This is a genomic window from Delftia sp. 11MD (genome assembly GCF_050907895.1).
Taxonomy (GTDB): Bacteria; Pseudomonadota; Gammaproteobacteria; order Burkholderiales; family Burkholderiaceae_C; genus Comamonas; species Comamonas tsuruhatensis.
This window is the reverse complement of record NZ_CP194333.1, coordinates 5,997,764-6,022,495: the sequence shown is the minus strand read 5'-3', so window position 1 is coordinate 6,022,495 and position 24,732 is coordinate 5,997,764. Positions and strand designations below refer to the sequence as shown.

Below are 24,732 nucleotides of genomic sequence, written 5' to 3'. Positions count from 1 at the left end.
TAGGCCCGCCTGCGCGCTCCTAGTTCTTCCGCCTTGTCCGAGCGTACGGCTGGCGGATGTGCGGCGCGGCCCTCGCGCGGGACCATGGAAGCCATAGCCCCCACGAGGAAAACAAAATGGCAAACACAGCGCCCACCGCACAGGGCGACCCCCGCAAGAGCACCAGCACAGGCACACGCCACGACCGCCAGGCCTGGTCGGTCCTGGCCGTCAGCACCCTGGCCTTCACGGTCTGCTTCATGGTCTGGATGATGTTCGGCATCATCGGCATCCCCATCAAGAAGATGCTGGATCTGAACGCCACGCAGTTCGGCCTGCTCACGGCCATGCCCGTGCTCACGGGCTCGCTGGTGCGCGTGCCGCTGGGCATCTGGACCGACCGCTTCGGCGGGCGCATCGTGATGGCGGTGCTGATGGCCGTCACCGTGCCCGCGATCTGGGTGATGGGCTATGCCACCGAGTACTGGCACTTCCTGACCATCGGCCTGTTCGTGGGCCTGGCGGGCGGCTCGTTCTCGGTGGGCACGCCCTATGTGGCGCGCTGGTTTCCCAAGGAGCGCCAGGGCATGGCCATGGGCATCTACGGCGCGGGCAACTCGGGCGCGGCGGTCAACAAGTTCGTGGCGCCGGTGATCCTGGTGGCCTTCGGCTGGGCCGCCGTGCCGCATGCCTATGCGGCCATCATGCTGGGCGCGCTGGTGCTGTTCTGGCTGTTCAGCCACAGCGACCCGGCCCACCTGGTGCCCAGCAACGTACGCTTCAGCGACCAGTTGAAGGCGCTCAAGGACCCGCGCGTGCTCAAGTACTGCCAGTACTACAGCATCGTCTTCGGCGGCTATGTGGCGCTGAGCCTGTGGATGGTGCAGTACTACGTGGGCGAGTACGGCCTGGACATCCGCGTGGCGGCCCTGCTGGCGGCCTGCTTTTCTCTGCCGGGCGGCGTGCTGCGCGCCATCGGCGGCTGGCTGTCGGACAAGTACGGCGCGCACAGCGTGACCTGGTGGGTGCTGTGGGTGTGCTGGATCTGCCTGTTCCTGCTGTCCTATCCGCAGACCGACTTCACGGTGCTCACCACCGAGGGCAGCACCCGCTTTCACCTGGGCCTGAACGTCTATGCCTTCACCGCGCTGATGTTCGTGCTGGGCATTGCCATGGCCTTCGGCAAGGCCAGCGTCTTCAAGTACATCAGCGACGACTACCCCGGAAACATCGGCGCCATCAGCGGCATCGTGGGCCTGGCCGGCGGCCTGGGCGGCTTCATCCTGCCCATCCTGTTCGGTGTGCTGCTGGACTGGACGGGCATCCGCTCCAGCGCCTTCATGCTGCTGTACGGCGTGGTCTGGGTGTCGCTGATCTGGATGTATTTCACCGAGGTGCGCCGCACCGACGTGCTCAACAGCCACGGCGGCCACAGCGATGTGCAGCCGGCCGCGCGCTGAACCGCAGGAGTTGCACATGCATGCGAACATCAAGACCGCCGCAAAGGCATCCGCGCGCAGCCGCCCCGGCAGCGTGCTGACCCTCTGGCGCCCCGAGGACAAACAGTTCTGGGAGCGCGAGGGCGAGGCCATCGCCAGGATCAACCTCTGGATCTCGGTGCCCGCCCTGTTCCTGGCCTTTGCCATCTGGCAGGTCTGGAGCGTGGTGGCCGTGAACCTGCCCGCGCTGGGCTTCACCTACTCCACCAACCAGCTGTTCTGGCTGGCGGCCGCGCCCGCGCTGTCGGGCGCCACGCTGCGCATCTTCTATTCCTTCATGGTGCCGCTGATGGGCGGGCGCCGCTGGACGGCGCTGTCCACGGCCTCGCTGCTGATCCCGGCCATCGGCATCGGCTACGCCGTGCAGGACGCCAGCACCGGCTATCCGACCATGCTGATCCTGGCCCTGCTGTGCGGCCTGGGCGGGGGCAACTTCAGCTCCAGCATGGCCAACATCAGCTTCTTCTTTCCCAAGGAGCGCAAGGGCTCGGCCCTGGGCGTGAACGCGGGCCTGGGCAACCTGGGCGTGTCGGTGGTGCAGTTCCTGAGCCCGCTGGTGATCACGGCCGGCATCTTCGGCGTCTTCGGCGGCGATGCGCAGACCATCACCAAGGCCGGCGAGACCACCCGGGTGTGGGCGCAGAACGCGGCCTTCATCTGGGTGCCGTGGATCGCCATCGCCTCGCTGGCCGCCTGGTTCGGCATGAACGACATCGCCGACGCCAAGGCCAGCTTCGCGGCCCAGGCCGCCATCTTCCGGCGCAAGCACAACTGGGTGATGTGCCTGCTGTACCTGGGCACCTTCGGCTCGTTCATCGGCTTTGCCGCCGGCTTTCCGCTGCTGATCAAGAGCCAGTTCCCGGCGGTCAATCCGCTGGCCTATGCCTGGCTGGGCCCGCTGCTGGGCGCGCTGTCGCGGCCTTTTGGCGGCTGGCTGGCCGACAAGGCGGGCGGCGCGCGCGTGACGTTCTGGAACTTTCTCGTCATGGCCGTGGCCGTGGTGGGCGTGCTGTATTTCCTGCCCAAGGGCAGCGGCGGCTACGCGCTGGGCTTGGGCCCTGCCGAGGGCAGCTTCATGGGCTTCTTCCTGATGTTCCTGGTGCTGTTCCTGACCACGGGCATCGGCAACGGATCGACCTTCAGCATGATCCCGGCGATTTTCCTGGCCCTCAAGCAGCGCGAACTGGGCGCCCATCCCAGCGAGCAAGCGCAGGCCCATGCCCTCAAGGAGGGCAATACCGAAGGCGCGGCCGCCCTGGGCTTTGCGGGCGCGCTGGGAGCCTACGGCGGCTTCTTCATCCCCAAGAGCTACGGCAGCTCCATCGCCGCCACGGGCGGGCCCGAGCTGGCGCTGTGGGTGTTTGCCGCCTTCTATGTGCTGTGCGTGGGCGTGACCTGGTGGTACTACGCGCGCAGGAACGCCGAGATGCCCTGCTGAGCCCCGGGCCGCAGGCACTACTGCACCGAACAGCAACGCACCGCAACGAACAACAAGGAGTCCCGCGATGAGCCATTTTCTGGACAAGCTTTCCTACTTCTCCCTGCCCCGGCAGGAATTCTCCAACGGCCATGGCCAGGTGACGGGCGAGGACCGCACCTGGGAAGACGCCTACCGCGACCGCTGGGCGCATGACAAGGTGGTGCGCTCCACGCACGGCGTGAACTGCACGGGCTCGTGCTCGTGGAAGATCTACGTCAAGGGCGGCATCGTGACCTGGGAGACCCAGCAGACCGACTACCCGCGCACGCGCGCCGACCTGCCCAACCACGAGCCGCGCGGCTGCGCGCGCGGAGCCAGCTACAGCTGGTATCTGTACAGCGCCAACCGCGTCAAATACCCCATGGTGCGCGGCCGGCTGCTCAAGCACTGGCGTGCCGCCCTGGCCGTGGCCAGGAGCCCGGTCGATGCCTGGGCCGCCATCGTCGAGAACGCGGATGCGCGCAGCGAGTGGCAAAAGCAGCGCGGCCTGGGCGGCTTCGTGCGCAGCAGCTGGGACGAGGTCAACCGCATGATCGCGGCGGCCAACGTCTACACCATCAAGAAGCACGGGCCGGACCGCATCATCGGCTTCTCGCCGATTCCGGCCATGTCCATGATCTCGTATGCCGCAGGCAGCCGCTACCTGAGCCTGATCGGCGGCGTGTGCATGAGCTTCTACGACTGGTACTGCGACCTGCCGCCGGCCAGCCCCCAGACATGGGGCGAGCAGACCGACGTGCCGGAGAGCGCCGACTGGTACAACTCCAACTTCATCATCGCCTGGGGCTCCAACGTGCCCCAGACGCGCACTCCCGACGCCCACTTCTTCACCGAGGTCCGCTACAAGGGCGCCAAGGTCGTGGCCGTCACGCCCGACTACTCCGAGGTCGCCAAGCTGGCCGACCTGTGGATGCACCCCAAGCAGGGCACGGATGCCGCCGTGGCCATGGCCATGGGCCACGTCATCCTCAAGGAGTTCTACTTAGGCGAGCGCGGCCGCCCGGCCTATTTCGAGGACTATGCGCGCCGCTACACCGACCTGCCGCTGCTGATCCGCCTCAAGCGCCAGCAACTGCCCGACGGCTGCACGGCCCTGGTGCCCGAGCGCTATGTGCGCGCCAGCGACTTCGACGGCCACCTGGGCCAGGACAGCAACCCCGAGTGGAAGACCGTGGCCTACGGCGAGGACGGCGGCGTGGCCCTGCCCAACGGCTCCATCGGCTTTCGCTGGGGCGAGGCCGGCCGTGCCGACGAGGGCCTGTGGAACCTCGAATCCAAGGAGGCGCGCACGGGCAACGACGTGCAGCTCAAGCTCTCGGTGCTGGACGGCCAGGGCGTGGACAGTGAAGTGGCCGACGTGGCCTTCCCCTACTTCGGCGGCCTGCAGTCGCCGGGCTTCGACGCCAACGAGCAGGGCACGGATGTGCTGCTGCGCCGCGTGCCCGTCTCGCGCATGGTGCTGGACGGCGAGGAGGCCATCGTGGCCACCGTGTTCGACCTGCTGGCGGGCAACTACGGCATCCACCGCGGTCTGGAGGGCGAGGGCGCCGATGGCGGCTATGACGCCGATGCGCCCTACACCCCGGCCTGGCAGGAAAAGATCACCGGCGTGCCGCGTGACCAGGTGATCGCCATTGCGCGCCAGTTCGCCGACAACGCCGAGAAGACGCGCGGCAAGTCCATGGTCATCATCGGCGCGGCCATGAACCACTGGTACCACTGCGACATGAACTACCGCGGCATCATCAACATGCTGATGCTGTGCGGCTGCATCGGCCAGAGCGGCGGCGGCTGGGCGCACTACGTGGGCCAGGAAAAGCTGCGCCCGCAGACCGGCTGGACCGCGCTGGCCTTTGCGCTGGACTGGCTGCGCCCGCCGCGCCAGATGAACTCCACCAGCTTCTTCTACGCCCACACCGACCAGTGGCGCTACGAGAAGCTGGGTGTGGAAGAGGTGCTGTCCCCGCTGGCCGACCGCAGCCAGTACGGCGGCGCCATGATCGACTACAACGTGCGCGCCGAGCGCATGGGCTGGCTGCCCAGTGCGCCGCAGCTGCAGGCCAACCCGCTGCAGCTGGTGCGCGACGCCCAGGCCCAGGGCCTGGACGTGAAGGACCACGTGGTGCAGTCCCTGCAGGACGGCTCGCTGTCCATGAGCTGCGAGGACCCCGACCACCCGGCCAACTGGCCGCGCAACATGTTCGTGTGGCGCTCCAACATCCTGGGCAGCTCGGGCAAGGGCCATGAGTACTTCCTCAAGCACCTGCTGGGCACCACCCATGGCGTGCAAGGAAAAGACCTTGGAGAACAAGACCCCCCCGATGCGCTGCGCGCCTCCCCCCAGGGGGCGGCCGGCTTGGGGCGGCCCGGCGCCGGCCATTCGGCCAAGCCGCAGGAAGTGCGCTGGCACGACAAGGCGCCCGAAGGCAAGCTGGACCTGCTGGTCACGCTGGACTTCCGCATGAGCACCACCTGCCTGTACTCGGACATCGTCCTGCCCACGGCCACCTGGTATGAGAAGAACGACCTCAACACCAGCGACATGCACCCCTTCATCCACCCGCTGTCGGCGGCCGTGGACCCGGCCTGGCAGGCCAGGAGCGACTGGGAGATCTACAAGGGCTTCGCCAAGTCCTTCAGCGAGGTCTGCGTGGGCCACCTGGGCGTGGAAAAGGACGTGGTGCTCACGCCGCTGATGCACGACACCCCCGCCGAGCTGGCCCAGCCCGATGGCGTGCGCGACTGGAAGAAGGGCGAGTGCGCCCTGATCCCCGGCAAGACCGCGCCGCAGATTGCCGTGGTCGAGCGCGACTATCCCAACCTCTACAAGCGCTTCACGGCCCTGGGCCCGCTGATGGACAGGCTGGGCAACGGCGGCAAGGGCATTGGCTGGAACACCGAGACCGAGGTGGAGCAGCTGGGCGAGCTCAACGGCCTGGTGCGCGAGGAAGGCGTGAGCCAGGGCCGCCCGCGCATCGTCACCGACATCGACGCCACCGAGGTGGTGATGATGCTGGCGCCCGAGACCAACGGCCACGTGGCCGTCAAGGCCTGGGAGGCGCTGTCGAAGCAGACGGGGCGCGAGCACGCCCACCTGGCCCTGCACCGCGAGGACGAGAAGATCCGCTTTCGCGACATCCAGGCCCAGCCGCGCAAGATCATCAGCTCGCCCACCTGGTCGGGCCTGGAAAGCGAGAAGGTCAGCTACAACGCCTGCTACACCAACGTGCATGAGCTGATCCCATGGCGCACCCTCACCGGCCGCCAGCAGTTCTACCAGGACCATCCGTGGATGCGCGACTTCGGCGAAGGCTTCGTCAGCTACCGCCCGCCCGTGCACATGAAGGCGCTGCAGGAAGTGCAGGGCCAAAAGCCCAACGGCCACCCCGAGATCGCGCTGAACTTCATCACGCCGCACCAGAAGTGGGGCATCCACTCCACTTATGGCGACAACCTGATGATGCTCACGCTGGCGCGTGGCGGCCCCATCGTCTGGCTCAGCGAGGACGACGCCAAGAGCGCCGGCATCGCCGACAACGACTGGGTGGAGCTGTACAACGCCAACGGCGCCATCGCGGCGCGGGCCGTGGTCAGCCAGCGCGTCAAGCCGGGCATGGTGATGATGTACCACGCGCAGGAGAAGACCATCAACACGCCGGGCTCGGAGATCACCGGCACGCGCGGCGGCATCCACAACTCGGTCACGCGCATCGTGCTCAAGCCCACCCACATGATCGGCGGCTACGCGCAGTACAGCTACGGCTTCAACTACTACGGAACCATCGGCACCAACCGCGACGAATTTGTCCTGGTGCGCAAGATGCGCCGCATAGATTGGCTCGACGACGAAGCCGAGGCCGGCGCGGCCGCCCATGCCTGAACAACAAGGAGAAACACGATGAAAATCCGCGCACAGATCGGCATGGTGCTGAACCTGGACAAGTGCATCGGCTGCCACACCTGCTCCGTCACCTGCAAGAACGTCTGGACCAGCCGCCCCGGCGTCGAATACGCCTGGTTCAACAACGTCGAGACCAAGCCCGGCATCGGCTACCCGCGCGAGTGGGAAAACCAGGCCAAGTGGAACGGCGGCTGGATGCGCCGCACGGACGGCTCCATCGCGCCCCGCCAGGGCGGCAAGTGGAGCCTGTTGATGCGCATCTTCGCCAACCCCAACCTGCCCCAGATCGACGACTACTACGAACCCTTCACCTACGACTACGAGCACCTGCAGTCGGCCAGGGAAAGCAAGGCCGCGCCCACGGCGCGCGCACGCAGCCTGATCTCGGGCCAGCGCATGGAGAAGATCGAATGGGGTCCGAACTGGGAGGAAATCCTGGGCGGCGAATTCAGCAAGCGCAGCCATGACGTGAACTTCGAGCAGATCCAGAAGGACATCTACGGCCAGTTCGAGAACACCTTCATGATGTACCTGCCGCGCCTGTGCGAGCACTGCCTGAACCCGGCCTGCGTGGCGTCCTGCCCCTCGGGCTCGATCTACAAGCGCGAGGAGGACGGCATCGTCCTCATCGACCAGGACAAGTGCCGCGGCTGGCGCATGTGCGTCTCCGGCTGCCCCTACAAGAAGATCTACTACAACTGGCAAAGCGGCAAGGCCGAAAAATGCATCTTCTGCTACCCGCGCATCGAGGCCGGCCAGCCCACCGTCTGCTCCGAAACCTGCGTGGGCCGCATCCGCTACCTGGGCGTGCTGCTGTACGACGCCGACCGCATCGAGGAGGCGGCCAGCGTGGAGCGCGACCGCGACCTCTACCAGGCGCAGCTGGACATCTTCCTGGACCCCAATGACCCCGAGGTCATCCGCCAGGCCCGCATCGACGGCATCCCCGACGCCTGGATCGAGGCCGCACAGTCCAGCCCCGTCTACAAGATGGCCGTGGACTGGAAGGTGGCCCTGCCGCTGCACCCCGAGTACCGCACCCTGCCCATGGTCTGGTATGTGCCGCCGCTGTCGCCCATCACCTCGGCGGCGAACGCCGGGCATCTCGACAGTGTCGGCCGCAGCCCCATCAATGGCGACCTGCCCGATGTCTCGCAGCTGCGCATCCCCGTGCAGTACCTGGCCAACCTGCTCACCGCCGGCGACACCACGCCCGTGGTGCGCGCGCTGGAGCGCATGCTGGCCATGCGCGCGTACCAGCGCAGCAAGCACGTGGACCAGGAACAGAACCTGGCCGTGCTCCAGTACGCGGGACTGACGGTGCACGAGGTCGAGGACATGTACCAGACCATGGCGATCGCCAACTACGAGGACCGCTTCGTCATCCCCTCGGCCCACCGCGAATACGCCGAAAGCGCGTTCGATTTGCGCGGCGGCTGCGGCTTCTCGTTCGGCAACGGCTGCTCCGACGGCAGCACCGACGCCAGCCTGTTCGGCGGCAAGAAGCCGCGCACCATCCCCATCCGCGCGCAAATGTGAGGACTGCCGCCATGTTCAATCACAACACCTCCACCCCCGTGCGCCTGACGCTGCGCGCGCTGGCCTGCCTCATCGGCTACCCCGGCGCGGAGCTGCGCGCCCTGCTGCCGGGCCTGATCGACGCCCTGCGCCTGGAGCAATCCGTGGCGCCCGCGCGGCTGCGCGAGTTGCAGCAGCTGGCCGAGCAGCTGCAGGCCATGGACCCCTTCGAGGCCGAGGCCCGCTACGTGGACACCTTCGACCGGGGCCACCAGACCTCGCTGCACCTGTTCGAGCATGTGCACGGCGACTCGGCCGACCGGGGCCCGGCGCTGATCGACCTGCAGCAGACCTACGAGCGCGCGGGCCTGGCCTTCGAGGCCGACGAACTGCCCGACCACCTGGCCGTGGTGCTGGAGTTCGCCTCCACCCAGCCGCCGGCCATCGCCCGTGAATTCCTGGGCGAGATGGCCCACATCCTCAACGCCCTGTTCACGGCGCTGGTGCGGCGCGACAGCCCCTATGCCAGCGTGATCGCGGCCGTGCTGGAGATCACCGGCCACAGGGCCGAACGCGTGGAAATCCGCCCCGAGCCCGCCATGGACGATGCCTGGGCCGAACCCGCCGCCTTCGACGGCTGCAGCAGCCAGGGCAAATCCCGTCCCGGCGCCGAGCAGCCCGTGCATTTCGTGCGCCGCACGGCGGCGCCCCAAGCCCAAGGACCCCGCCAAAGGAGCCTGACATGACCCCCTCCTGGATAGACCACCTGCTCTTCGGCCTCTACCCCTACATCTGCCTGGCCGTGTTCTTCATCGGCAGCTGGCTGCGCTTCGACCGCGACCAGTACACCTGGAAGAGCGATTCATCGCAGCTGCTGCGCAGCGGCAGCCTGCGCTGGGGCAGCAACCTGTTCCACATCGGCGTGCTGTTCCTGTTCTTCGGCCACACCGTGGGCATGCTCACGCCGCACTTCGTCTACGAGCCCTTCATGGCCGCAGGCGCCAAGCAGCTGCTGGCCATGGTCAGCGGCGGCATCGCGGGCACGCTGGGCTTCATCGGCCTCACCATCTTGCTGCACCGCCGGCTGTCGGACGTGCGCATCCGCGCCCACTCCAGGTTCAGCGACATCGCCATCCTCTGGCTGCTGTGGCTGCAGCTGCTGCTGGGCCTGGCCACCATCCCGCTGTCGGCAAGGCACATGGACGGCTCCATGATGATGGCCCTGGCCGAATGGGCGCAGCGCATCGTCACCTTCCGTGGCGGCGCAGCCGAACTGCTGGCCGAGGCCGGCTGGGTGTTCAAGGCCCACATGTTCCTGGGCATGAGCATCTTCCTGGTCTTCCCCTTCACGCGCCTGGTCCACGTCTGGAGCGGCTTCGGCACCCTGGTCTACCTGCTGCGCCCCTACCAGCTGGTGCGCTCGCGCCGCCTGGGCCTGCCCGCATCGTCGGCACGCCGTGACGCCAAGCCCGGCCATTGAGGAGAGCGACATGGAACATGGATGCAACGGATCGGGCGGCGGCCACTGCGGCTGCGCGTCTCCAACCCCTTCTTCAACTTCTACTTCTTCTGCCCCGATGGGGGATCTCCCGGCGATTCCCGAAGTGCCGGCCTTCCAGCCCGTGGGCGAGGCCGGTGCCGAGGTGGCCCGCATCAACGCCACGCCGCTGCACGCACCCGGACAGCGCCCGCCCGAGCGCGAACTGCGCCAGCGCGCCTGCACCGAGCTGCTGCGCCAGGAGGCCCAGCGCGAAGGCCTGCTGGGCGCCGATGATGCGGCCGGCGACGACGGCGTCATCAGCGAGCGCGCCTCCCAGACCATAGAGCAGCTGCTGGAGCAATCGCTGCACCTGCCCGAGCCCGGCGAGGACGCCTGCCGCCGCCACTTCGATGCCAACCCCGCGCGCTTCGCCCAGGGCGAGCGCGTGCGCCTGCGCCACGTGCTGTTTGCCGTCACGCCCGGCGTGGACGTGCGCGCCCTCACCCAGCGGGCCGAGGCCCTGCTGATCGAGCTGCGCTGCGCCGACGACGCCGGCCTGCGCTTTGCCGAGGCCGCGCGCCAATGGTCCAACTGCCCCAGCGGCCAGCACGGCGGCGAACTGGGCTGGCTGGGCCGCAGCGACTGCGCACCCGAATTCGCGCGCGATGTCTTTGCCTCCCAGGAAATCGGCGTGCTGCCGCGCCTGGTGCACAGCCGCTTCGGCCTGCACGTGGTCGAGGTCTGCGCGCGCGAGGCGGGCGTTCTGACCGACTGGCAGCAGGCGCGCCCGGCCGTCGCCCAGGCCCTGCACCAGCAGACCTGGGTGAGCGCGCTCCACCAGTACCTGCAGCTGCTGGCCGGCCAGTCCGAAGTGGTGGGCGTGCGCATCGCTGCGGCCGACTCGCCGCTGGTGCAATAGCCGGGCAAAGGCGCAGTGCCCATGCCCGACGACGAACTGCTGCTGCGCCTGCGGCGCTTCCACGAGCACGCCTTTCCGCAGTACCGTGCGCAGTTCCGCACCCTGGTCGACGAGGGCCAGCACCCGACCACGCTGTTCATCGGCTGCTCGGACTCGCGCCTGGTTCCCTACCTGCTCACGGGGGCGCCGCCGGGCGAGCTGTTCCTGGTGCGCAACGTGGGCGCCTTCGTGCCGCCGTACGACGGATCGCACGGCCACCACGGCACGGCGGCGGCCATCGAATTCGCCGTGCTCAACCTGCAGGTCAGCCGCATCGTGGTCTGCGGCCACAGCCACTGCGGGGCCATCAAGGCCCTGTATGGAGAAGTCTCGCCCGAGGCACGCAACCTGCAGCGCTGGCTGGACCTGGGCCGCGAGGCCGTGCTGCCCGTGCAGGCCGGCCCCGAGGCGCTGCGCCGCACCGAGCAGCGCGCCGTCGTGCTGCAGCTCGAACGGCTGATGGCCTATCCCATGGTGCGATCGCGGGTAGAGGCCGGGCAGCTCAGCCTGCACGGGTGGCACTATGTCATCGAAGACGGCGAAGTCCATGTCTTCGATGTCCAGACCGGCCGCTTTGTTGCGGCATCTCAAGCTCCGCACAGCGGCACCGGGCCGTACCCGCCCTACGTGGAGCATGATGGACAAGTGCTTGTCGACTGAGGCCCGAGCAAGTGCCAGGGACGGCGGCAGGCAAGTCAACACGGGAGCCATGCCAATGCATCGCGAAAACCTGGGCCGCGCGCAGGACGCGGCGGATTTGCAGCCCATCAGCCTCGATGTGCTGCGCGAGAAATACCTCAAGGACGGCGAGACCGGCGTGGGCGAGCTCTACGCCCGCGTGGCCCGCGCCCTGGCCTCGGTCGAGCCCGAGGCGCGCCGCGCCGAATGCGAGGCCCTGTTCCTGGCCAACCTGCAGGCCGGCGCCATAGGCGCGGGGCGCATCATGAGCGCGGCCGGCACCGACCTGCAGGCCACGCTGATCAACTGCTTCGTGCAGCCCGTGGGCGACTGCATCCAGGGCGTGGACGACGGCGGCTACCCCGGCATCTACGAAGCCCTGCGCGAAGCCGCCGAAACCATGCGCCGCGGCGGCGGCGTGGGCTACGACTTCTCGCGCATCCGCCCCCGTGGCGCCGAGGTGCGCGCCACCGCCTCGCTGGCCTCGGGCCCGTGCAGCTACATCAACGTCTTCGATCAGTCCTGCGCCACCGTGGAAAGCGCGGGCGCGCGGCGCGGCGCCCAGATGGGCGTGCTGCGCATCGACCACCCCGACGTGCTCGAATTCATCACCGCCAAGCGCACGCCGGGCCGCTGGAACAACTTCAACGTCTCGGTTGGCGTCAGCGACGCCTTCATGCAGGCCGTGGCCGAAGACCAGCCCTGGCACCTGGTGCACCGCGCCCGCCCCGGCACCGCCTTGCTGGAGCAGGGTGCCCACCAGCGCGCCGACGGCCAGTGGGTCTACCAGACCCTGCCCGCCCGCACGCTGTGGGACACCATCATGCGCTCGGCCTACGACTTCGCCGAGCCCGGCATCCTCTTCCTGGACCACATCAACGACGACAACAACCTGCGCTACTGCGAGGAGATCGCGGCGACGAATCCTTGCGGCGAACAGCCGCTTCCCTCCTACGGATGCTGCGACCTCGGCCCCGTCATCCTCACGCGCTTCGTGCGCCATCCGTTCGGCTTCGCGGGCGAGCCTGTGTTCGACTTCGAGGCCTTCGAGCGCGCCGTGGCCGTGCAGGTGCGTGCGCTGGACAACGTGCTGGAGCTGACCTGGTGGCCGCTGCCGCAGCAGCGCGAGGAAAGCGAGGCCAAGCGGCGCATCGGCGTGGGCTTCACCGGCATGGGCAATGCGCTGGCCATGCTGCGCCTGCGCTACGACGCGCCCGAGGGCCGGGCCATGGCAGCGCGCATTGCCGAGCGCATGCGCGATGCGGCCTATGGCGCCTCGGTGGAGCTGGCGCGCGAGAAGGGGGCCTTCCCCAAGTTCGACGCCGATGGCTACCTGGCCGAAGGCACCTTCGCCAGCCGCCTGCCCGATGCGCTGCGCCAGCGCATACGCACGCACGGCATACGCAACAGCCACCTGCTGTCCATCGCGCCTACGGGCACGGTCAGCCTGGCCTTTGCCGACAACGCCTCCAACGGCATAGAGCCGCCGTTCTCCTGGACCTACAAGCGCAAGAAACGCACGGCCGATGGTGGCAGCGCCGAGTACGCGGTCGAGGACCATGCCTGGCGCCTGTACCGCTCGCTGGGGGGCGACGTGCAGCAGCTGCCCGACTACTTCGTCAGCGCGCTGCAGATGCCTGCGGCCGGCCACATCGCCATGATGCAGGCCGTGCAACCCTTCGTGGACACGGCGATCTCCAAGACCGTCAACGTGGCGGCCGACTATCCCTACGAGGACTTCAAGGACCTGTACCGCCAGGCCTGGAAGGCCGGCCTCAAGGGGCTGGCCACCTACCGGCCCAACACCATCCTGGGCGCCGTGCTCGAGACCCATGCGCCCGAATCTGCTGAAAAGCCGGCCTCCCCCGCGCCGGCAGGGGCCGCGGCTTCCGCACCCGACCCCCTGCGCACCGTGATAGAAAGCCGCCCGCAGGGCGCGCTGGACGCCGTGGCCGAGAAGATCGAGTACTGGACCCAGCAAGGCCCCAAGCGCCTGTACCTGGTCGTCTCCTTCCTGCCCGTGGTCCTGCCCGATGGCCGCACGGTGGACCGCGCCATCGAATTCTTCATGCCCGTGGGCCAGAGCGGCGAGTCCCAGCAATGGGTGACCTCCAGCATGCGCCTGCTGTCACTGGCCGCGCGCGGCGGCTTCCTGGAGCGCGCCCTCAGCGATATGCGCAAGGTGGCCTGGGACCGGGGCCCCGTGCGCCTGGGCACCCACCAGCGCGACGACGGCACACGCGTGCCCATGTGGCACGACTCCGAGGTGGCCGCCATCGCCTATGCGGTGCAGAACATCCTGGCCCGGCGCGGCAGCGGCGCACCGCCCGCCCCATCGCCGCTGCCCGAGCCCGAGGCCCTGGCCACCGACCCCATGGTCATGGCCGGCCGCAAATGCGAGGAATGCGGCGCCCATGCCGTGATCCGCAAGGACGGCTGCGAGTACTGCACGGCCTGCGGCCATCTGGGGAGTTGCGGGTGAAGGGCAGTTCGCTGTGGTTTTCAAAAAATGGCGTTCAGTAGTTTTGCTGTGTTCAGCAATTGCTGAATGCAGCCATTTCATTGAAATTCGGTTGAAATTTTCACCAAAAGTGCTATTTTCAGCGAATGTTGAAAACTGCTGATCCAGTGAATATCGAGCAACGCGCCGTGGATGCGCTGCGAGCAGCCTTGGGAGAAGCGCCCGGGCTCACGGTGCTCGATATCGAGGCCGGCAACGATATCCAGGACGTGTCGGTGGACTTGGTCTGCCATGTCGATTTCGGGGGGCGACGCCACGTTCTTGTGGGCGAAGTGAAGTCAAGCGGGCAGCCCCGGTATGTGCCGAAGGCGTTGCTGCAGCTCAAAACGTACGTTGGCAGACAGCAGGGCTCGGACTTGGTCACGCCTGTTTTCATTGCGCCCTATCTCTCCGAAGACGCCCGCGCGCTGTGCACGGAAAACGGGGTCGGCTACCTTGACTTCGAGGGAAACGCGCGCATCGTGTTTCCCGGCTTCTTCATGTCGCGCAGTGTGGCAGGCAAGCCGCCAGCGGAGCGGCGACAGTTGCGCTCGCTGTTCAAGCCCAAGTCCGCTTCGGTGCTTCGTACCATGCTGCGAGATCCATCGAAGAGTTGGCGGGTAGCGGATTTGGCCGAGGCATCGCTTGTCAGCGTCGGACATGTCAGCAATGTGCGCAATAGCCTGCTGGACAGGGGATGGGCTGAAGTGTCCGAAGAGGGGGTCTTCCTCTCCAATCCCGACGGGCTGCTTGATGCATGGCGCGACGACTATGCGCCCCCTGGCGCGGACCGCCGAGCTTTCTACACGACCCTGCATGGGGCCTTGTTCGAGGACGCGGTTCGGAAGTTGGGACCGACATTGGCGGATGACGGGCTCGCCATTCTTTCCTCGTTCTCGGCGGCCAACTGGCTGGCGCCCTATGCACGCGCCGGGACGCATTACTTCTATGCCGACGAAGAAGGGGCAGACCGACTGCGCCAGTTCCTGAGTCTTTCGCCAGCAGGCCGGGGTGAGAACGTGGTGGTCACCGTCCTTGACGACCTTGCCCTGTTCAATGACTCGGTCGAAGCAGCAGGCGGTATTCATTGCACGAGTCCAGTCCAGACCTATCTGGATCTGTACGTGTCGGGTGAGCGTGGCCGCGAAGCGGCTGAGCATCTGCGTCGGGAAAGGCTGCAATGGCAGGGATGACCGCTGGCGAGCCTCAATCCGCAAATGACTACGACGACCGTACGACGGCGGCCGTCAAATCCGTCCTGATCGAGATCGGCCAAATCCTGGGCAGCTACAAAGGCAGGTATGCCGTCGTGGGTGGTGCGGTGCCTTGGCTGCTCCTGAATCAGAATGACATGCGCCATGTGGGGACGCTGGACGTCGATCTGAGCCTGGATGCCGCAGCATTGGGGGGCGGCGAGTATGCCCACCTCATAGAGTCACTGAAAAGTCATGGTTACGAGCAGCGCGAGAGCCTGCGGCGCTTTCAACTCGTGCGGCAGATCGATGCCCGCGATGGAGGCCCGCTGATCGACGTCATCGTGGACTTTCTGAGGCCGCGAGACGCTGTGACCGCGAAGAACGATCCACCGCTGGTGGACAACTTTGCTGTGCAGCGGGCCAGCGGCGCCGAGTTGGCGCTGAGATTCTGCGAGTTCATTCCGATCTCTGGAGCGATGCCCAACGGCGGGACGAACCGGGTCGAGGTGGCCGTCTGCTCCATCCCGGCACTGCTGGCAATGAAAGGTCATGCAATCCATGGCCGCTACAAGCACAAGGACGCCTACGACATCTACTACTGCGTCCGTAACTACCCTGGCGGCATTGACGCGCTGGCTGCAGCCTGCCGGCCATTGCTTGATCACCCGGAGGGTCTCGCCGGATACCGATTCATTGCCGGGAAGTTTGATTCTCCCGATGGATTCGGACCCACCTGCGTCCGGCAGTTCGTTGAGGAAAGCAGGACGCTGGGGGAACGCTCTGCGGACCAGTGGCAGCTTGACGCCTTTGGACAGGTGCATGCATGGTTGCGCGCGCTAGGTCTATGAGCAAGACGCCTGCAGCCACCGTTCGTGCAGTGCCCGCTTGCGGCCTATGGTAAGCAATGGAAGCCAAGAGTTTTTCATCCAAGGACTTGCATATGCAGCTGATGAGTCAACGCCCGCAGGGCGATGCCGTGCCCGGCTGGCGCGCGCCCGGCACGGGCTTCGACCAGCCCTTCGAGATGCTCGAAGCCTGCCACGAGCGCGTGCTGCGCATGCTGGCGCTGCTGGACCGGCTGCGCGTGCATCTCCGGACCAAAGGTTGCGACGACAGCGCACGCCAGGCGGCGCGCGACATCCTGCGCTACTTCGACCAGGCGGCGCCGCTGCACCATGAGGACGAGGAGCTGCATGTCTTCCCGCCGCTGCTGGAGCAGGGCGATGCGCAGACCGTGGCCCTGGTGCAGCGCCTGCAGCGCGAGCACGGCCTGATGAGCGCCGACTGGGCGCTGGCGCGCCAGCCGCTGCTGGACATGGCCGAGGGGCAGTCCCAGGGCTTTGGCGCGGCTGACGAGGAGGTGTTCGAACGCTTCGCGGCCTGCTATGCCAGCCATGTCGAGAATGAAGAGCGGCTGGCCTACCCCCAGGCGCGCGGCCTGCTGCCAGAGGCAACGCAGGCGGCCATGGGCCGTGAGATGGCCGTGCGGCGCGGCGCGGACCTGTCACGGAGATAGCGCCGCCGGCAGCGCGCGGGAGCCGGCGCGGCGATACTCGCAGGCTTTGGACCTGCCCCCGCCTCGCCTGCCATGCCCGAGCGCCGCCCCATTTTCCTGCTTCGCATCGCACTGACCCTGCTGGGCGCCCTTGCCGCCGCCCAGCTGTGCCTGTGGCTGCGCACGCCGCTGCCCTGGATGCTGGGGCCGCTGATCGCCACCTCGCTGGCCTCCATCCTGGGCGCGCCCACGGCCAGTTCGGGCCGGCTGCGCAACGGCGGGCAGTGGATCATCGGCGCCTCGCTGGGCCTGTACTTCACGCCGGCCGTGGTGCAGTTGATCGCGGGGCTGTGGTGGGCGATTGCCGTGGCCATTGTCTGGGCGCTGCTGCTGGGCTGGGGCTTCGGCGCCTGGCTGTACCGCGTGCATGCGCCGCGCATGCCGCAGATACCGGCGGGCGAGATGCGCGCCACCACCTATTTCGCTGGCGCCATTGGCGCGGCGTCGGAGATGACGCTGCTGGCCGAGCGCGAGAACGCGCGCACCGACCTGGTGGCGGCCAGCCACAGCCTGCGCCTGGTCATCGTCACCGTGAGCATTCCGTTCGCGCTGCAGTGGAGTGGCCTGCACGGGCTGGAGGGGCTGACGCCGCCCAGCATCCGCATCGTCGAATGGCCGGGGCTGGCGCTGCTGGCCGTGCTCACGGGCCTGGGCGCCTGGGCCATGGACCGGCTCAGGCGCGCCAACCCCTGGTTCCTGGGCGCGCTGCTGGTGTCCATGCTGCTGACCATGTGCGGCCAGGAACTGTCGGCCGTGCCCCAGGCCCTGGTCAATGCGGCGCAACTGGTGATCGGCATCAGCCTGGGCGTGCGCTTCAAGCGCGAATTCCTGCACACCGCGCCGCGCTGGCTGGGCTCCGTGGCCGTGGGCACCGTGGGGCTCATGGCGATCTGCGCGGGCTTCGCCTGGCTGCTGCACCTGGCCGCGGACCTGCCCTGGGTCACGCTGCTGCTGGGTACCTCGCCGGGCGGCATCACCGAGATGGCCATCACCGCCAAGGTGCTGCAGCTGGGCGTGCCCGTGGTCACGGCCTTCCAGGTCTGCCGGCTGATCGCCGTGCTGCTGCTGGTGGCGCCGCTGTTCCGCTGGGTGGAGGCGCGCGGGCCGGCCGCGTCGCGCACGGCCTAGGGCCCACCTCACCACAGCCCACTGTCGCTGGTCGATACCGCAATCGCACCACCGGCCAGCGCCTGCTGGACCTGCTCCTGGCTGCAGACGAAGCCCGAGGCCACGAGCGGCGGCAGGATGCGGCGCTCGGCCTCGGTGATATGGGCCAGCATGGGGGCGGGCATGATCTGCACGAGGTTGGGGTCGCTCTGCTCCACGGCCTTGATGCTGCGCGGCCAGGTGGAGCGGTCGGTGACGAAGACCTTTTGCATGGTCAGCAGCCCGGCCTTGTTGGCGCGCTGGATGGTGGCCACGCGCGTGGACAGCAGGCTGCTGGCGCCCAGGTCCACAAGGTAGTCCACGCCGCCCTTGTCGGGCGAGATGCCGTCGCAGCTGTCGATATTGACGATGGCGATCTTGCCCGCCCCGGTGATGGTGGAGATCACCGAGCGCAGGCGGCGCAGTTCGATGTTGGCGACGATGGCGACCTCGGCCTGGCTGGCCAGCAGCGCGTCCATTTGCTCGGACCCGTACAAGGTGGCGATGACGGGGCGGCGCGCCAGCCGCGCGCCCAGGGAGTTGTCCGGGCGGCCCATGTCAGAGGTCCAGCCCCAGCTTGCCGGGGTTGAGCAGGTTCTTGGGGTCCAGCATGCGCTTGGTGGCCTCCAGCAGGGCAAAGGCCGGGCCCAGCGATTGCCGCATGTAGGGTGCGCGCAGCAGGCCCACGCCGTGGTGGTGGCTGAGCGTGGCGCCGTGGCGCAGCAGCACGGCGTTGGCCGCGTCCCAGGCCGCGCGGTACCACTGGGCACGCTGGTCCACGGCCACCTCGCCGCGCAGCGAAAAGTACAGGCAGGCGCCATCCACATAGGCATGCGACTGGTGGGCCGAGCCGGCCAGGGTGCCGGGGATGGCCTGCAGGGCGGCGACCACTTCCTCGTAGATGGCCGGCAGGTCTTTCCAGGGGCCGCACATCTCCAGCGTGTCGGCGACGAAGCCCGGGCCTTTCTTGAAGCCCTCGGCGCTCTTGCCGGTCAGGTAGCGCGTGTCCAGCCAGCGCTCCAGGGTGGCGGCGCCGTCCAGCCGTTCACCCAAGGGTGCACACACACGTTCGCAGATGGCCATGACGGCATTGACGATCTCGGGCGCGCCTTCGTCGGCGATCAGCAGCACGTTGAGGTCGCTGCGGCCGAATTGCACGCCGCTTTCCAGCGCGTCGTACAGCCGCAGCGCGGCGGGGTTGGCGCCTTGCTGCAGGATCTGGCGGCAGGCTTCCAGGCCCTGGGCAAAGCTGGCAAAGCCATAGGCGATGGCGCGGCCGTGGTCGGGCAGGCGGTGCAGCTTGAAGCGGATGCGCACGATCACGCCGAGCGTGCCTTCCGAGCCGATGAACAGCTGCTGCAGGTCCGGCCCGATGGCCGCGCGCGCGTAGCCGCCCACGGTGACGAGGCGGCCATCGGCCAGCACCACGTCCATGCCGTGGACCATGTCCTCGATCTTTCCGTAGCGCGTGGACAGCTGGCCCGCGCCCCGGCAGGCCACCCAGCCGCCCACGGTGCTGATGCCGAAGGACGAGGGCCAGTGGCCCATGGTCATGCCGTGGCGGCGCTGGATGGTTTCCTCGAACACGTCGCCGAACATGCCGGCCTCGACCTCGACGATCTGGCTTTGCTCGTCCATGGCGATGAAGCGATTGAGTTCGCACAGGTCCAGCACGATGCCGCCGCGCAGGGGCAGGGCCGCGCCCGTGACGTTGCTGCGCCCGGCCGAGACGGTGACGGGAATGGCGTGCGCGTCGGCAATGCGCATCACGGCCTGCACCTGCTCCACGGTGGATGCATGGGCGATGACGGCCCGTGGCGTGGCCGGGTGGCCCGAGGTCTCGGCCACCATGGTGCGGGCCCACCAGTCGCGCGTGCCGGCAACGATGTCGGTGCGCTCGGTCTGCACGCGGTCGCAGGCGGCGCGCAGCGCGGCGAGCACGGCCTCGGGCATGGCCACGGGTTCGTGCTGCAGGCCGCAGTCAGGCCCTTCGGAGGCAGTGCGGTCGGCTGCGGGTGCGGCCTGCGCCGCCCAGCCCGGGGTCGTGGGGGCGCCCACCACGTAGTTGCGGCGGTTGTAGCCGCGGGCGATTGCGTCTTTGCTCAGCATTGGATGTCTCCCATCAAAATCTGTTTCTCGCGCTCCATGGCGCGGCGGTAGTCGTGGATCTGCTGCGCTATTTGCGCAGGTGCCAGCCCCAGTTCCTGGGCCAGGATGTCGCCCACGCGCGCTGCGGCGCGGGCCGATGCATCGCGCGCCATGAGTCGTGCGCGCATGCGGCGCGAGAGCACGTCTTCCACCGTGCGCGCCATTTCGTGGCGCGCGGCGTAGAGGACTTCGGCCTCGGTGTGGGGCAGTCCCTCGACGATGGGCCGGGCCAGCGCGGGATGCGCGTCGAGGATGTCGCTGACGAAGCGTGCCTCCGTGCCGTAGCGCTCGCCCAGGTGGGCCGACAGTCCGCCCGTGGCCGTGATGGCCTGGGCGTCGTAGCCGGCCGCGCCCAGCAGGAAGGCGGAGGCGGTGGTGCAGCGCGTGCGCCGGCCCAGCAGCTTTTCCACGGCGTCCACGGTCTGCTCGGCCATGTGGCGCGAGGTGGTGAGCTTGCCGCCGACGATGGTGACCAGGCCGTCGGCTGCCACATGGATCTCGTGGTTGCGCTTCATCTCCACGGTCTTGCCGCCGGGCGGGCCGACCAGGGGGCGGCAGCCGGCGATGGAGCCGACCACGTCCTCGGGCGACAGGTCCACCTTGAGCGCCGATCGGGCGCCTTCGAGCAGGAAGTCCAGCTCGGCGCGCGTGCAGTGCACGTCGTCCAGGCTGCCCGCATAGTCCTCGTCGGTGGTGCCCAGGTAGGAGACATCGCCCCAGCGCGTGATGGTGGCGCGCCGGCTGCGGCCCGGCACGGGGATGGTGACGGTGCAGTCGTTGCGTATGCGCAGCCAGGGAATGGCCACGTGCACGCCCTTGGCGGGGCGCACGTGCAGCTGCGCCTGCTGGTCGGACCTGCGGCCATCCCAGTCGCGCAGCCAGACGCCCGTGGCCATGACCACGCTGCGCGCGCGCACCGTGATCTCGCGGCCATCGGCCTGGACGATGGCGCCGTCCACGCCGCCGTGGGCGTTGCGCGTGATGGCGGTGGCCCGGGCATGGTTGAGCACGGCCGCGCCATGGAAGGCGGCCGTGCGCGCCACGGCCAGCGTGAGCCGCGCATCGTCCACGCGCGCATCGAAGTACATGTAGCCGCCCAGGAGCTGCTCTTCGCGGAAGGTCGGGCAGTGCGACAGCACCTCGGCCTTGCCGAGCTTGCGGTGCAGGATGCCTTCGCGCCAGCCGCCGGCCAGGTCATAGGTCCACAGCAGGCTGCCGAAGGCCTTGGCCAGGCGGGCGTCGAAGACGCCGTCGCGCTCCATCACGGGAAACAGGAAGGGCAGGCGCTGCACCAGGTGCCGCGCATTGCGGCGCAGGCGCTGGCGCTCCAGCAGCGAGTGCCGCACCAGCCCCAGGTTGCCCTGCTCGATGTAGCGCAGGCCGCCGTGCACCATCTTGGAGGACTTGGACGAGGTGCCCGAGGCGAAGTCGTCCTTCTCCACCAGCGCCACGCGCAGGCCGCGCAGGCTGGCGTCCAGCGCCGCATAGGCACCCGTGATGCCGCCGCCGATGACCAGCAGGTCGAATGCCTCGTCGCCCAGCCGCGCCAGCTGGTCCGCGCGCTGCAGCTGCAGCGGCGCGGTCTGGGTCAGTGCGGCGCTGTCCCTGCGCTCCTTGCCAAAGGGCCATTGCATCATGCGCAGCCCTCCAGGGCGGCGCTGCGGCCGGGGGACCGGGCGCGGGCCAGTTCGTCGCCCACGCGGGCGCGCCAGATGCGGCGGCGCTCGCCGCGCTCGTCGGCGGCCATGCGCGGGGTGAAGACCGCTTCGGTGCGCAGCGTGGCGCAGGCCTGCTCCAGCCCGTCCCACAGCAGGCCTGCGCTGCCGGCCATGAAGGCGATGCCGCGCAGGCTGGCCTTGTCGGTATCGGCCAGGCGTCGCACGGGCAGGCCGCCCAGGTCGGCCTGGATCTGCAGCAGCGCATCGCTGCCCGACAGGCCGCCGCCCACCAGCAGCTCGCCCACCTCGGTGCCTGCGGCCGCCTCGTCCGCCTGCACGCAGGAGGCCACGGAATGCGCAATGCCTTCGAGGATGGAGCGCGCCAGCTGCGGCCGCGAGGTGGCCATGGACACGCCCGAGATCGAGGCCCGCGCGCCCGGCTCCATGGCCGGCAGGCGCAGGCCGGTGAGCGCGGGGATGAAGACCAGGTCGGTCGGCGTTTTGGCCTCGCGGGCCAGGGTGCTGATCTGCTGCGGGTTGTCGAACCACTGCAGCTTCTCGCAGATCCAGTTGAGCGCCGATCCCGTGGTGGGCACATAGGTCTCGATGGCATAGCGCGAGACACCGTCCATGCGCCGCGCCGTCATGGTCAGCGAGCTTTCATGGGCCGCGTCATGCGCGGGCAGCTTTGTTCCCGTGAGCACATCGACGAAGCTGCCCGTGCCATGCACGCACAGCGCCTGGCCCCGCTCCAGGCAGCCCAGGCCCACGGCGGCCGCATGCTGGTCGCCCGCGCAGGCCAGGATGGGCACGGCCAGGCCCAGCAGCTCGGTGCGCGTGCGGCCGAAGTCCTGCACGTCCTCGCACAGGCGGGGCAGCAACTCGGCGGGAAACTCCAGCGCGTCCAGCCAGTCCTGCAGGTAGCGGTGATCGCCCAGCGCATAGGCGTTGCCCGAGGTCACATTGGTGGGCGTGGTGACCACGGCGCGCGCATCCGACAGATGCCACAGCAGCCAGGAGTCGATGGTGCCGAAGGCCAGGCGGCGCTGCTGCCAGGCCTGGGCCACGGCCGGGCATTCGCGCAGCTTGCGCGCGGCCCACAGGTAGGGCGAACGCACGCCCACGGGCCGGCCCGCGTGACGGATCAGCCGGGCATCCCAGTCGCTGGCCAGCAGGGCCAGTTCGTCGCGGTGGCGCGAGTCCTGCCAGACCATGATGGGCGCCAGCGAACGGCCCGTGGCCGTGTCCCAGAGCACGGCCGAGCAGCGCTGGTTGGCAATGGCCAGGGCCACGATCTGCTGGCCGCTGCCCTGGGCGCGGGCGATGGCGCGGCGGCACACGTCCAGCGTGCGCTCCAGCAGCAGGTCGGCGTCCTGCTCGACCACGCCGGGGCGCGGGCAGTGGATTTCCAGCGGCAGATAGTCCTGGGCGGACACCTGCCCGTCGCGCCCCACGACGGCGGCGCGCGTGCCCGAGGTGCCTTCGTCGATGCAAAGGATCACGGCTTCATGGTGCATGGAGTGTTCTCTTTCAGGCGGTGGTTTGAGCGATCTTGGCGGGCGGGGCGGCGTCGTCCGCGAACTGGGGCGCGCCGGGCTCGTCGTCGGGGTTCACCGTGGTGCGCGTGGGGTCCCAGCGGATGGAAAAGCAGACGATGCTGGCCAGCAGCGGCACCACCGACAGGATGAGGAAGGTGTTCTCCAGCCCGTACTGCTGGCGGAACAGCGGGAACACCAGCAGCCCCAGCGCCGCGCCCATGGCGCCCAGCGCGCCGATCACGCCGTTGGCGCCCGCGCGCAGTTCGCTGCGGAACGACAGCGTGGACAGGCTCTTGCCGTTGGCGCCTGGCCCGCCCGAGTGAAAGAGGATGAACAGCGAGGGCACGGCCACGGCCAGCCAGATCGGCATGCGGCCGTTGAACAGGCCCAGCACCAGCAGCATCAGGAACACCAGCGCAAAGCCGAAGGCCGAGGCCCGCCGCAGGCCCAGCCGGCGCCCGATGACGGGCGACAGGAAGCCGCCGACGATGCCGAACACGTTGAACACCAGCGCGCCCAGCGTGGCCTCGCGGAAGTCCTTGCCGAACAGCGAGGCGCTGATCAGCGGCAGGTACCAGCCCACGGCAAAGTACTGGATGGACTGGCCTATCTGCACCGTGGCCGCCAGCAGCGTGCGCGGCAGGTAGATGCCGCGAAAGATCAGCAGCACATTGGCCAGCCCGCGCCGCGCCGGGTTGAGCACGGGAAGGCGTTCGGCGGGCGGCGCGGCCTCGAAGCGCTGGCCGTGTGCGCCGTAGATGCGCGTCATGGCGCGGGCGGCGTCATCCAGCCGCTCCTTGCGTGCCAGCCAGGTCGGGCTTTCCACCAGCAGCGCGGCCTGCATGCCCAGGATGAACAGGCCGAACACCGCCGTGGCGGCCACCGAATAGCGCCACAGCGAATCGCCCACATCCCAGGAATGGAACCACAGCGCCAGCACCAGGTTGCTGCACACGGCCATGTACCACATGCCCTGCCAGACATTGAGCCGGCTCTTGAGGCGGGCGGGCGTGAATTCAGCCAGCACCGCCATGGCGATGGCGAAGTCGATGCCATAGGCCGCGCCCACGAAGAAGCGTCCGAAGAGGATGGTGGCGTAGTCGGGCGCCATGCTGACCAGCAGCGCGCCGGCCACGGCCAGCACCTTGGCGATGACCAGCGGGCGCATGCGGCCCCAGCGGTCGGCCATCCAGCCGCCGATGGGATTGAAGGCGATGGACACCCAGGAGGCCAGCGACGTCATCCAGGCCACTTCGGCCGGCGTCAGCTGCTGGTCGCGCGTCATGGGGCCCAGGCCCACGCTGAGTGCGGAGTTGGAGAATGCGTCGAGGAAAAGTCCGCCGAGGGCCAGCCACCAGATGGTGCCGGCGCGGCCTGAAATGCCCTGGCGTGCGTCGATGTAGGCGATGACATCCTGAACGCCGCGAACCCTGTGGATGCTGGTCTGCATGCTGGCCTCCTGTGTTTCTGCAAGAGGCCGGCAAACCGTACAGGCGCG

The 24,732-nt window shown here is 68.5% G+C and carries 18 protein-coding genes; 13 read left to right on the top strand and 5 right to left on the bottom strand.

All coding sequences use genetic code 11. The features are described 5' to 3' along the window. Positions 1 to 116: 116 nt before the first annotated feature. The 13 genes from ACRSCF_RS27535 (at position 117) to ACRSCF_RS27475 (ending at position 17,872) form a co-directional block, all read left to right on the top strand. Entirely contained in the window at positions 117 to 1,439 is a 1,323-nt protein-coding gene (locus ACRSCF_RS27535) for an MFS transporter (RefSeq protein WP_034363526.1), read from the top strand. A 16-nt stretch (positions 1,440 to 1,455) separates the two neighbouring features. Continuing rightward, the gene (locus ACRSCF_RS27530; protein WP_016451955.1) at positions 1,456 to 2,916 is read left to right on the top strand and encodes an MFS transporter; all 1,461 of its coding nucleotides are present in this window, start codon (positions 1,456 to 1,458) and stop codon (positions 2,914 to 2,916) included. Between the two features lie 67 nt (positions 2,917 to 2,983). Then, positions 2,984 to 6,838: a nitrate reductase subunit alpha gene (locus ACRSCF_RS27525; protein WP_034363528.1), complete on the top strand. Its 3,855-nt coding sequence runs from the start codon at positions 2,984 to 2,986 to the stop codon at positions 6,836 to 6,838. Positions 6,839 to 6,856: 18 nt separating this feature from the next. Beyond that, a complete protein-coding gene (gene narH, locus ACRSCF_RS27520; protein WP_034363529.1) occupies positions 6,857 to 8,398 on the top strand; it encodes a nitrate reductase subunit beta in 1,542 nt (513 codons plus the stop codon). Positions 8,399 to 8,409: 11 nt separating this feature from the next. Continuing rightward, complete coding sequence (gene narJ / locus ACRSCF_RS27515; RefSeq protein ID WP_034363530.1) at positions 8,410 to 9,123, top strand: nitrate reductase molybdenum cofactor assembly chaperone; 714 nt, start codon at positions 8,410 to 8,412, stop codon at positions 9,121 to 9,123. Beyond that, positions 9,120 to 9,857, top strand: coding sequence for a respiratory nitrate reductase subunit gamma (gene narI, locus ACRSCF_RS27510; RefSeq protein ID WP_017405247.1), 738 nt, complete (start codon positions 9,120 to 9,122; stop codon positions 9,855 to 9,857). Before narJ ends, narI begins: the two co-directional genes overlap by 4 nt. Before the next feature lie 97 nt (positions 9,858 to 9,954). Next, a complete protein-coding gene (locus ACRSCF_RS27505; protein ID WP_034363532.1) occupies positions 9,955 to 10,776 on the top strand; it encodes a peptidylprolyl isomerase in 822 nt (273 codons plus the stop codon). A gap of 21 nt (positions 10,777 to 10,797) precedes the next feature. Then, on the top strand, positions 10,798 to 11,475 hold the full coding sequence (locus ACRSCF_RS27500; RefSeq protein ID WP_047218516.1) for a carbonic anhydrase: 678 nt from the start codon (positions 10,798 to 10,800) through the stop codon (positions 11,473 to 11,475). A 55-nt stretch (positions 11,476 to 11,530) separates the two neighbouring features. Beyond that, the gene (locus ACRSCF_RS27495) at positions 11,531 to 13,975 is read left to right on the top strand and encodes an adenosylcobalamin-dependent ribonucleoside-diphosphate reductase (protein ID WP_034363533.1); all 2,445 of its coding nucleotides are present in this window, start codon (positions 11,531 to 11,533) and stop codon (positions 13,973 to 13,975) included. A 146-nt stretch (positions 13,976 to 14,121) separates the two neighbouring features. After that, positions 14,122 to 15,186 carry a type IV toxin-antitoxin system AbiEi family antitoxin gene (locus ACRSCF_RS27490; protein WP_324622800.1) on the top strand — a complete coding sequence of 355 codons (1,065 nt, stop codon included), beginning with the start codon at positions 14,122 to 14,124 and terminating at the stop codon, positions 15,184 to 15,186. After that, positions 15,174 to 16,037, top strand: coding sequence for a nucleotidyl transferase AbiEii/AbiGii toxin family protein (locus ACRSCF_RS27485; protein ID WP_034363535.1), 864 nt, complete (start codon positions 15,174 to 15,176; stop codon positions 16,035 to 16,037). Before ACRSCF_RS27490 ends, ACRSCF_RS27485 begins: the two co-directional genes overlap by 13 nt. Before the next feature lie 101 nt (positions 16,038 to 16,138). Then, positions 16,139 to 16,705: a hemerythrin domain-containing protein gene (locus ACRSCF_RS27480; RefSeq protein ID WP_411165077.1), complete on the top strand. Its 567-nt coding sequence runs from the start codon at positions 16,139 to 16,141 to the stop codon at positions 16,703 to 16,705. A 72-nt stretch (positions 16,706 to 16,777) separates the two neighbouring features. Further along, a complete protein-coding gene (locus ACRSCF_RS27475) occupies positions 16,778 to 17,872 on the top strand; it encodes an AbrB family transcriptional regulator (protein ID WP_209670098.1) in 1,095 nt (364 codons plus the stop codon). Positions 17,873 to 17,880: 8 nt separating this feature from the next. On the opposite strand, the gene ACRSCF_RS27470 is transcribed toward ACRSCF_RS27475, so the two are convergent. From ACRSCF_RS27470 to ACRSCF_RS27450, 5 genes are read right to left on the bottom strand one after another with little or no spacing between them, the layout of a single operon-like run. Then, the gene (locus ACRSCF_RS27470; protein ID WP_034363537.1) at positions 17,881 to 18,447 is read right to left on the bottom strand and encodes a glycerol-3-phosphate responsive antiterminator; all 567 of its coding nucleotides are present in this window, start codon (positions 18,445 to 18,447) and stop codon (positions 17,881 to 17,883) included. A gap of 1 nt (position 18,448) precedes the next feature. After that, a complete protein-coding gene (locus ACRSCF_RS27465; RefSeq protein WP_432675165.1) occupies positions 18,449 to 19,999 on the bottom strand; it encodes an FAD-binding oxidoreductase in 1,551 nt (516 codons plus the stop codon). Further along, positions 19,993 to 21,675: a glycerol-3-phosphate dehydrogenase/oxidase gene (locus ACRSCF_RS27460; RefSeq protein ID WP_034363540.1), complete on the bottom strand. Its 1,683-nt coding sequence runs from the start codon at positions 21,673 to 21,675 to the stop codon at positions 19,993 to 19,995. Before ACRSCF_RS27460 ends, ACRSCF_RS27465 begins: the two co-directional genes overlap by 7 nt. Next, a complete protein-coding gene (locus ACRSCF_RS27455) occupies positions 21,672 to 23,213 on the bottom strand; it encodes an FGGY family carbohydrate kinase (RefSeq protein ID WP_244387585.1) in 1,542 nt (513 codons plus the stop codon). The genes ACRSCF_RS27460 and ACRSCF_RS27455 overlap by 4 nt, the downstream gene beginning before the upstream one ends. A gap of 13 nt (positions 23,214 to 23,226) precedes the next feature. Next, on the bottom strand, positions 23,227 to 24,684 hold the full coding sequence (locus ACRSCF_RS27450) for an MFS transporter (RefSeq protein WP_016451943.1): 1,458 nt from the start codon (positions 24,682 to 24,684) through the stop codon (positions 23,227 to 23,229). Positions 24,685 to 24,732 lie beyond the last annotated feature (48 nt).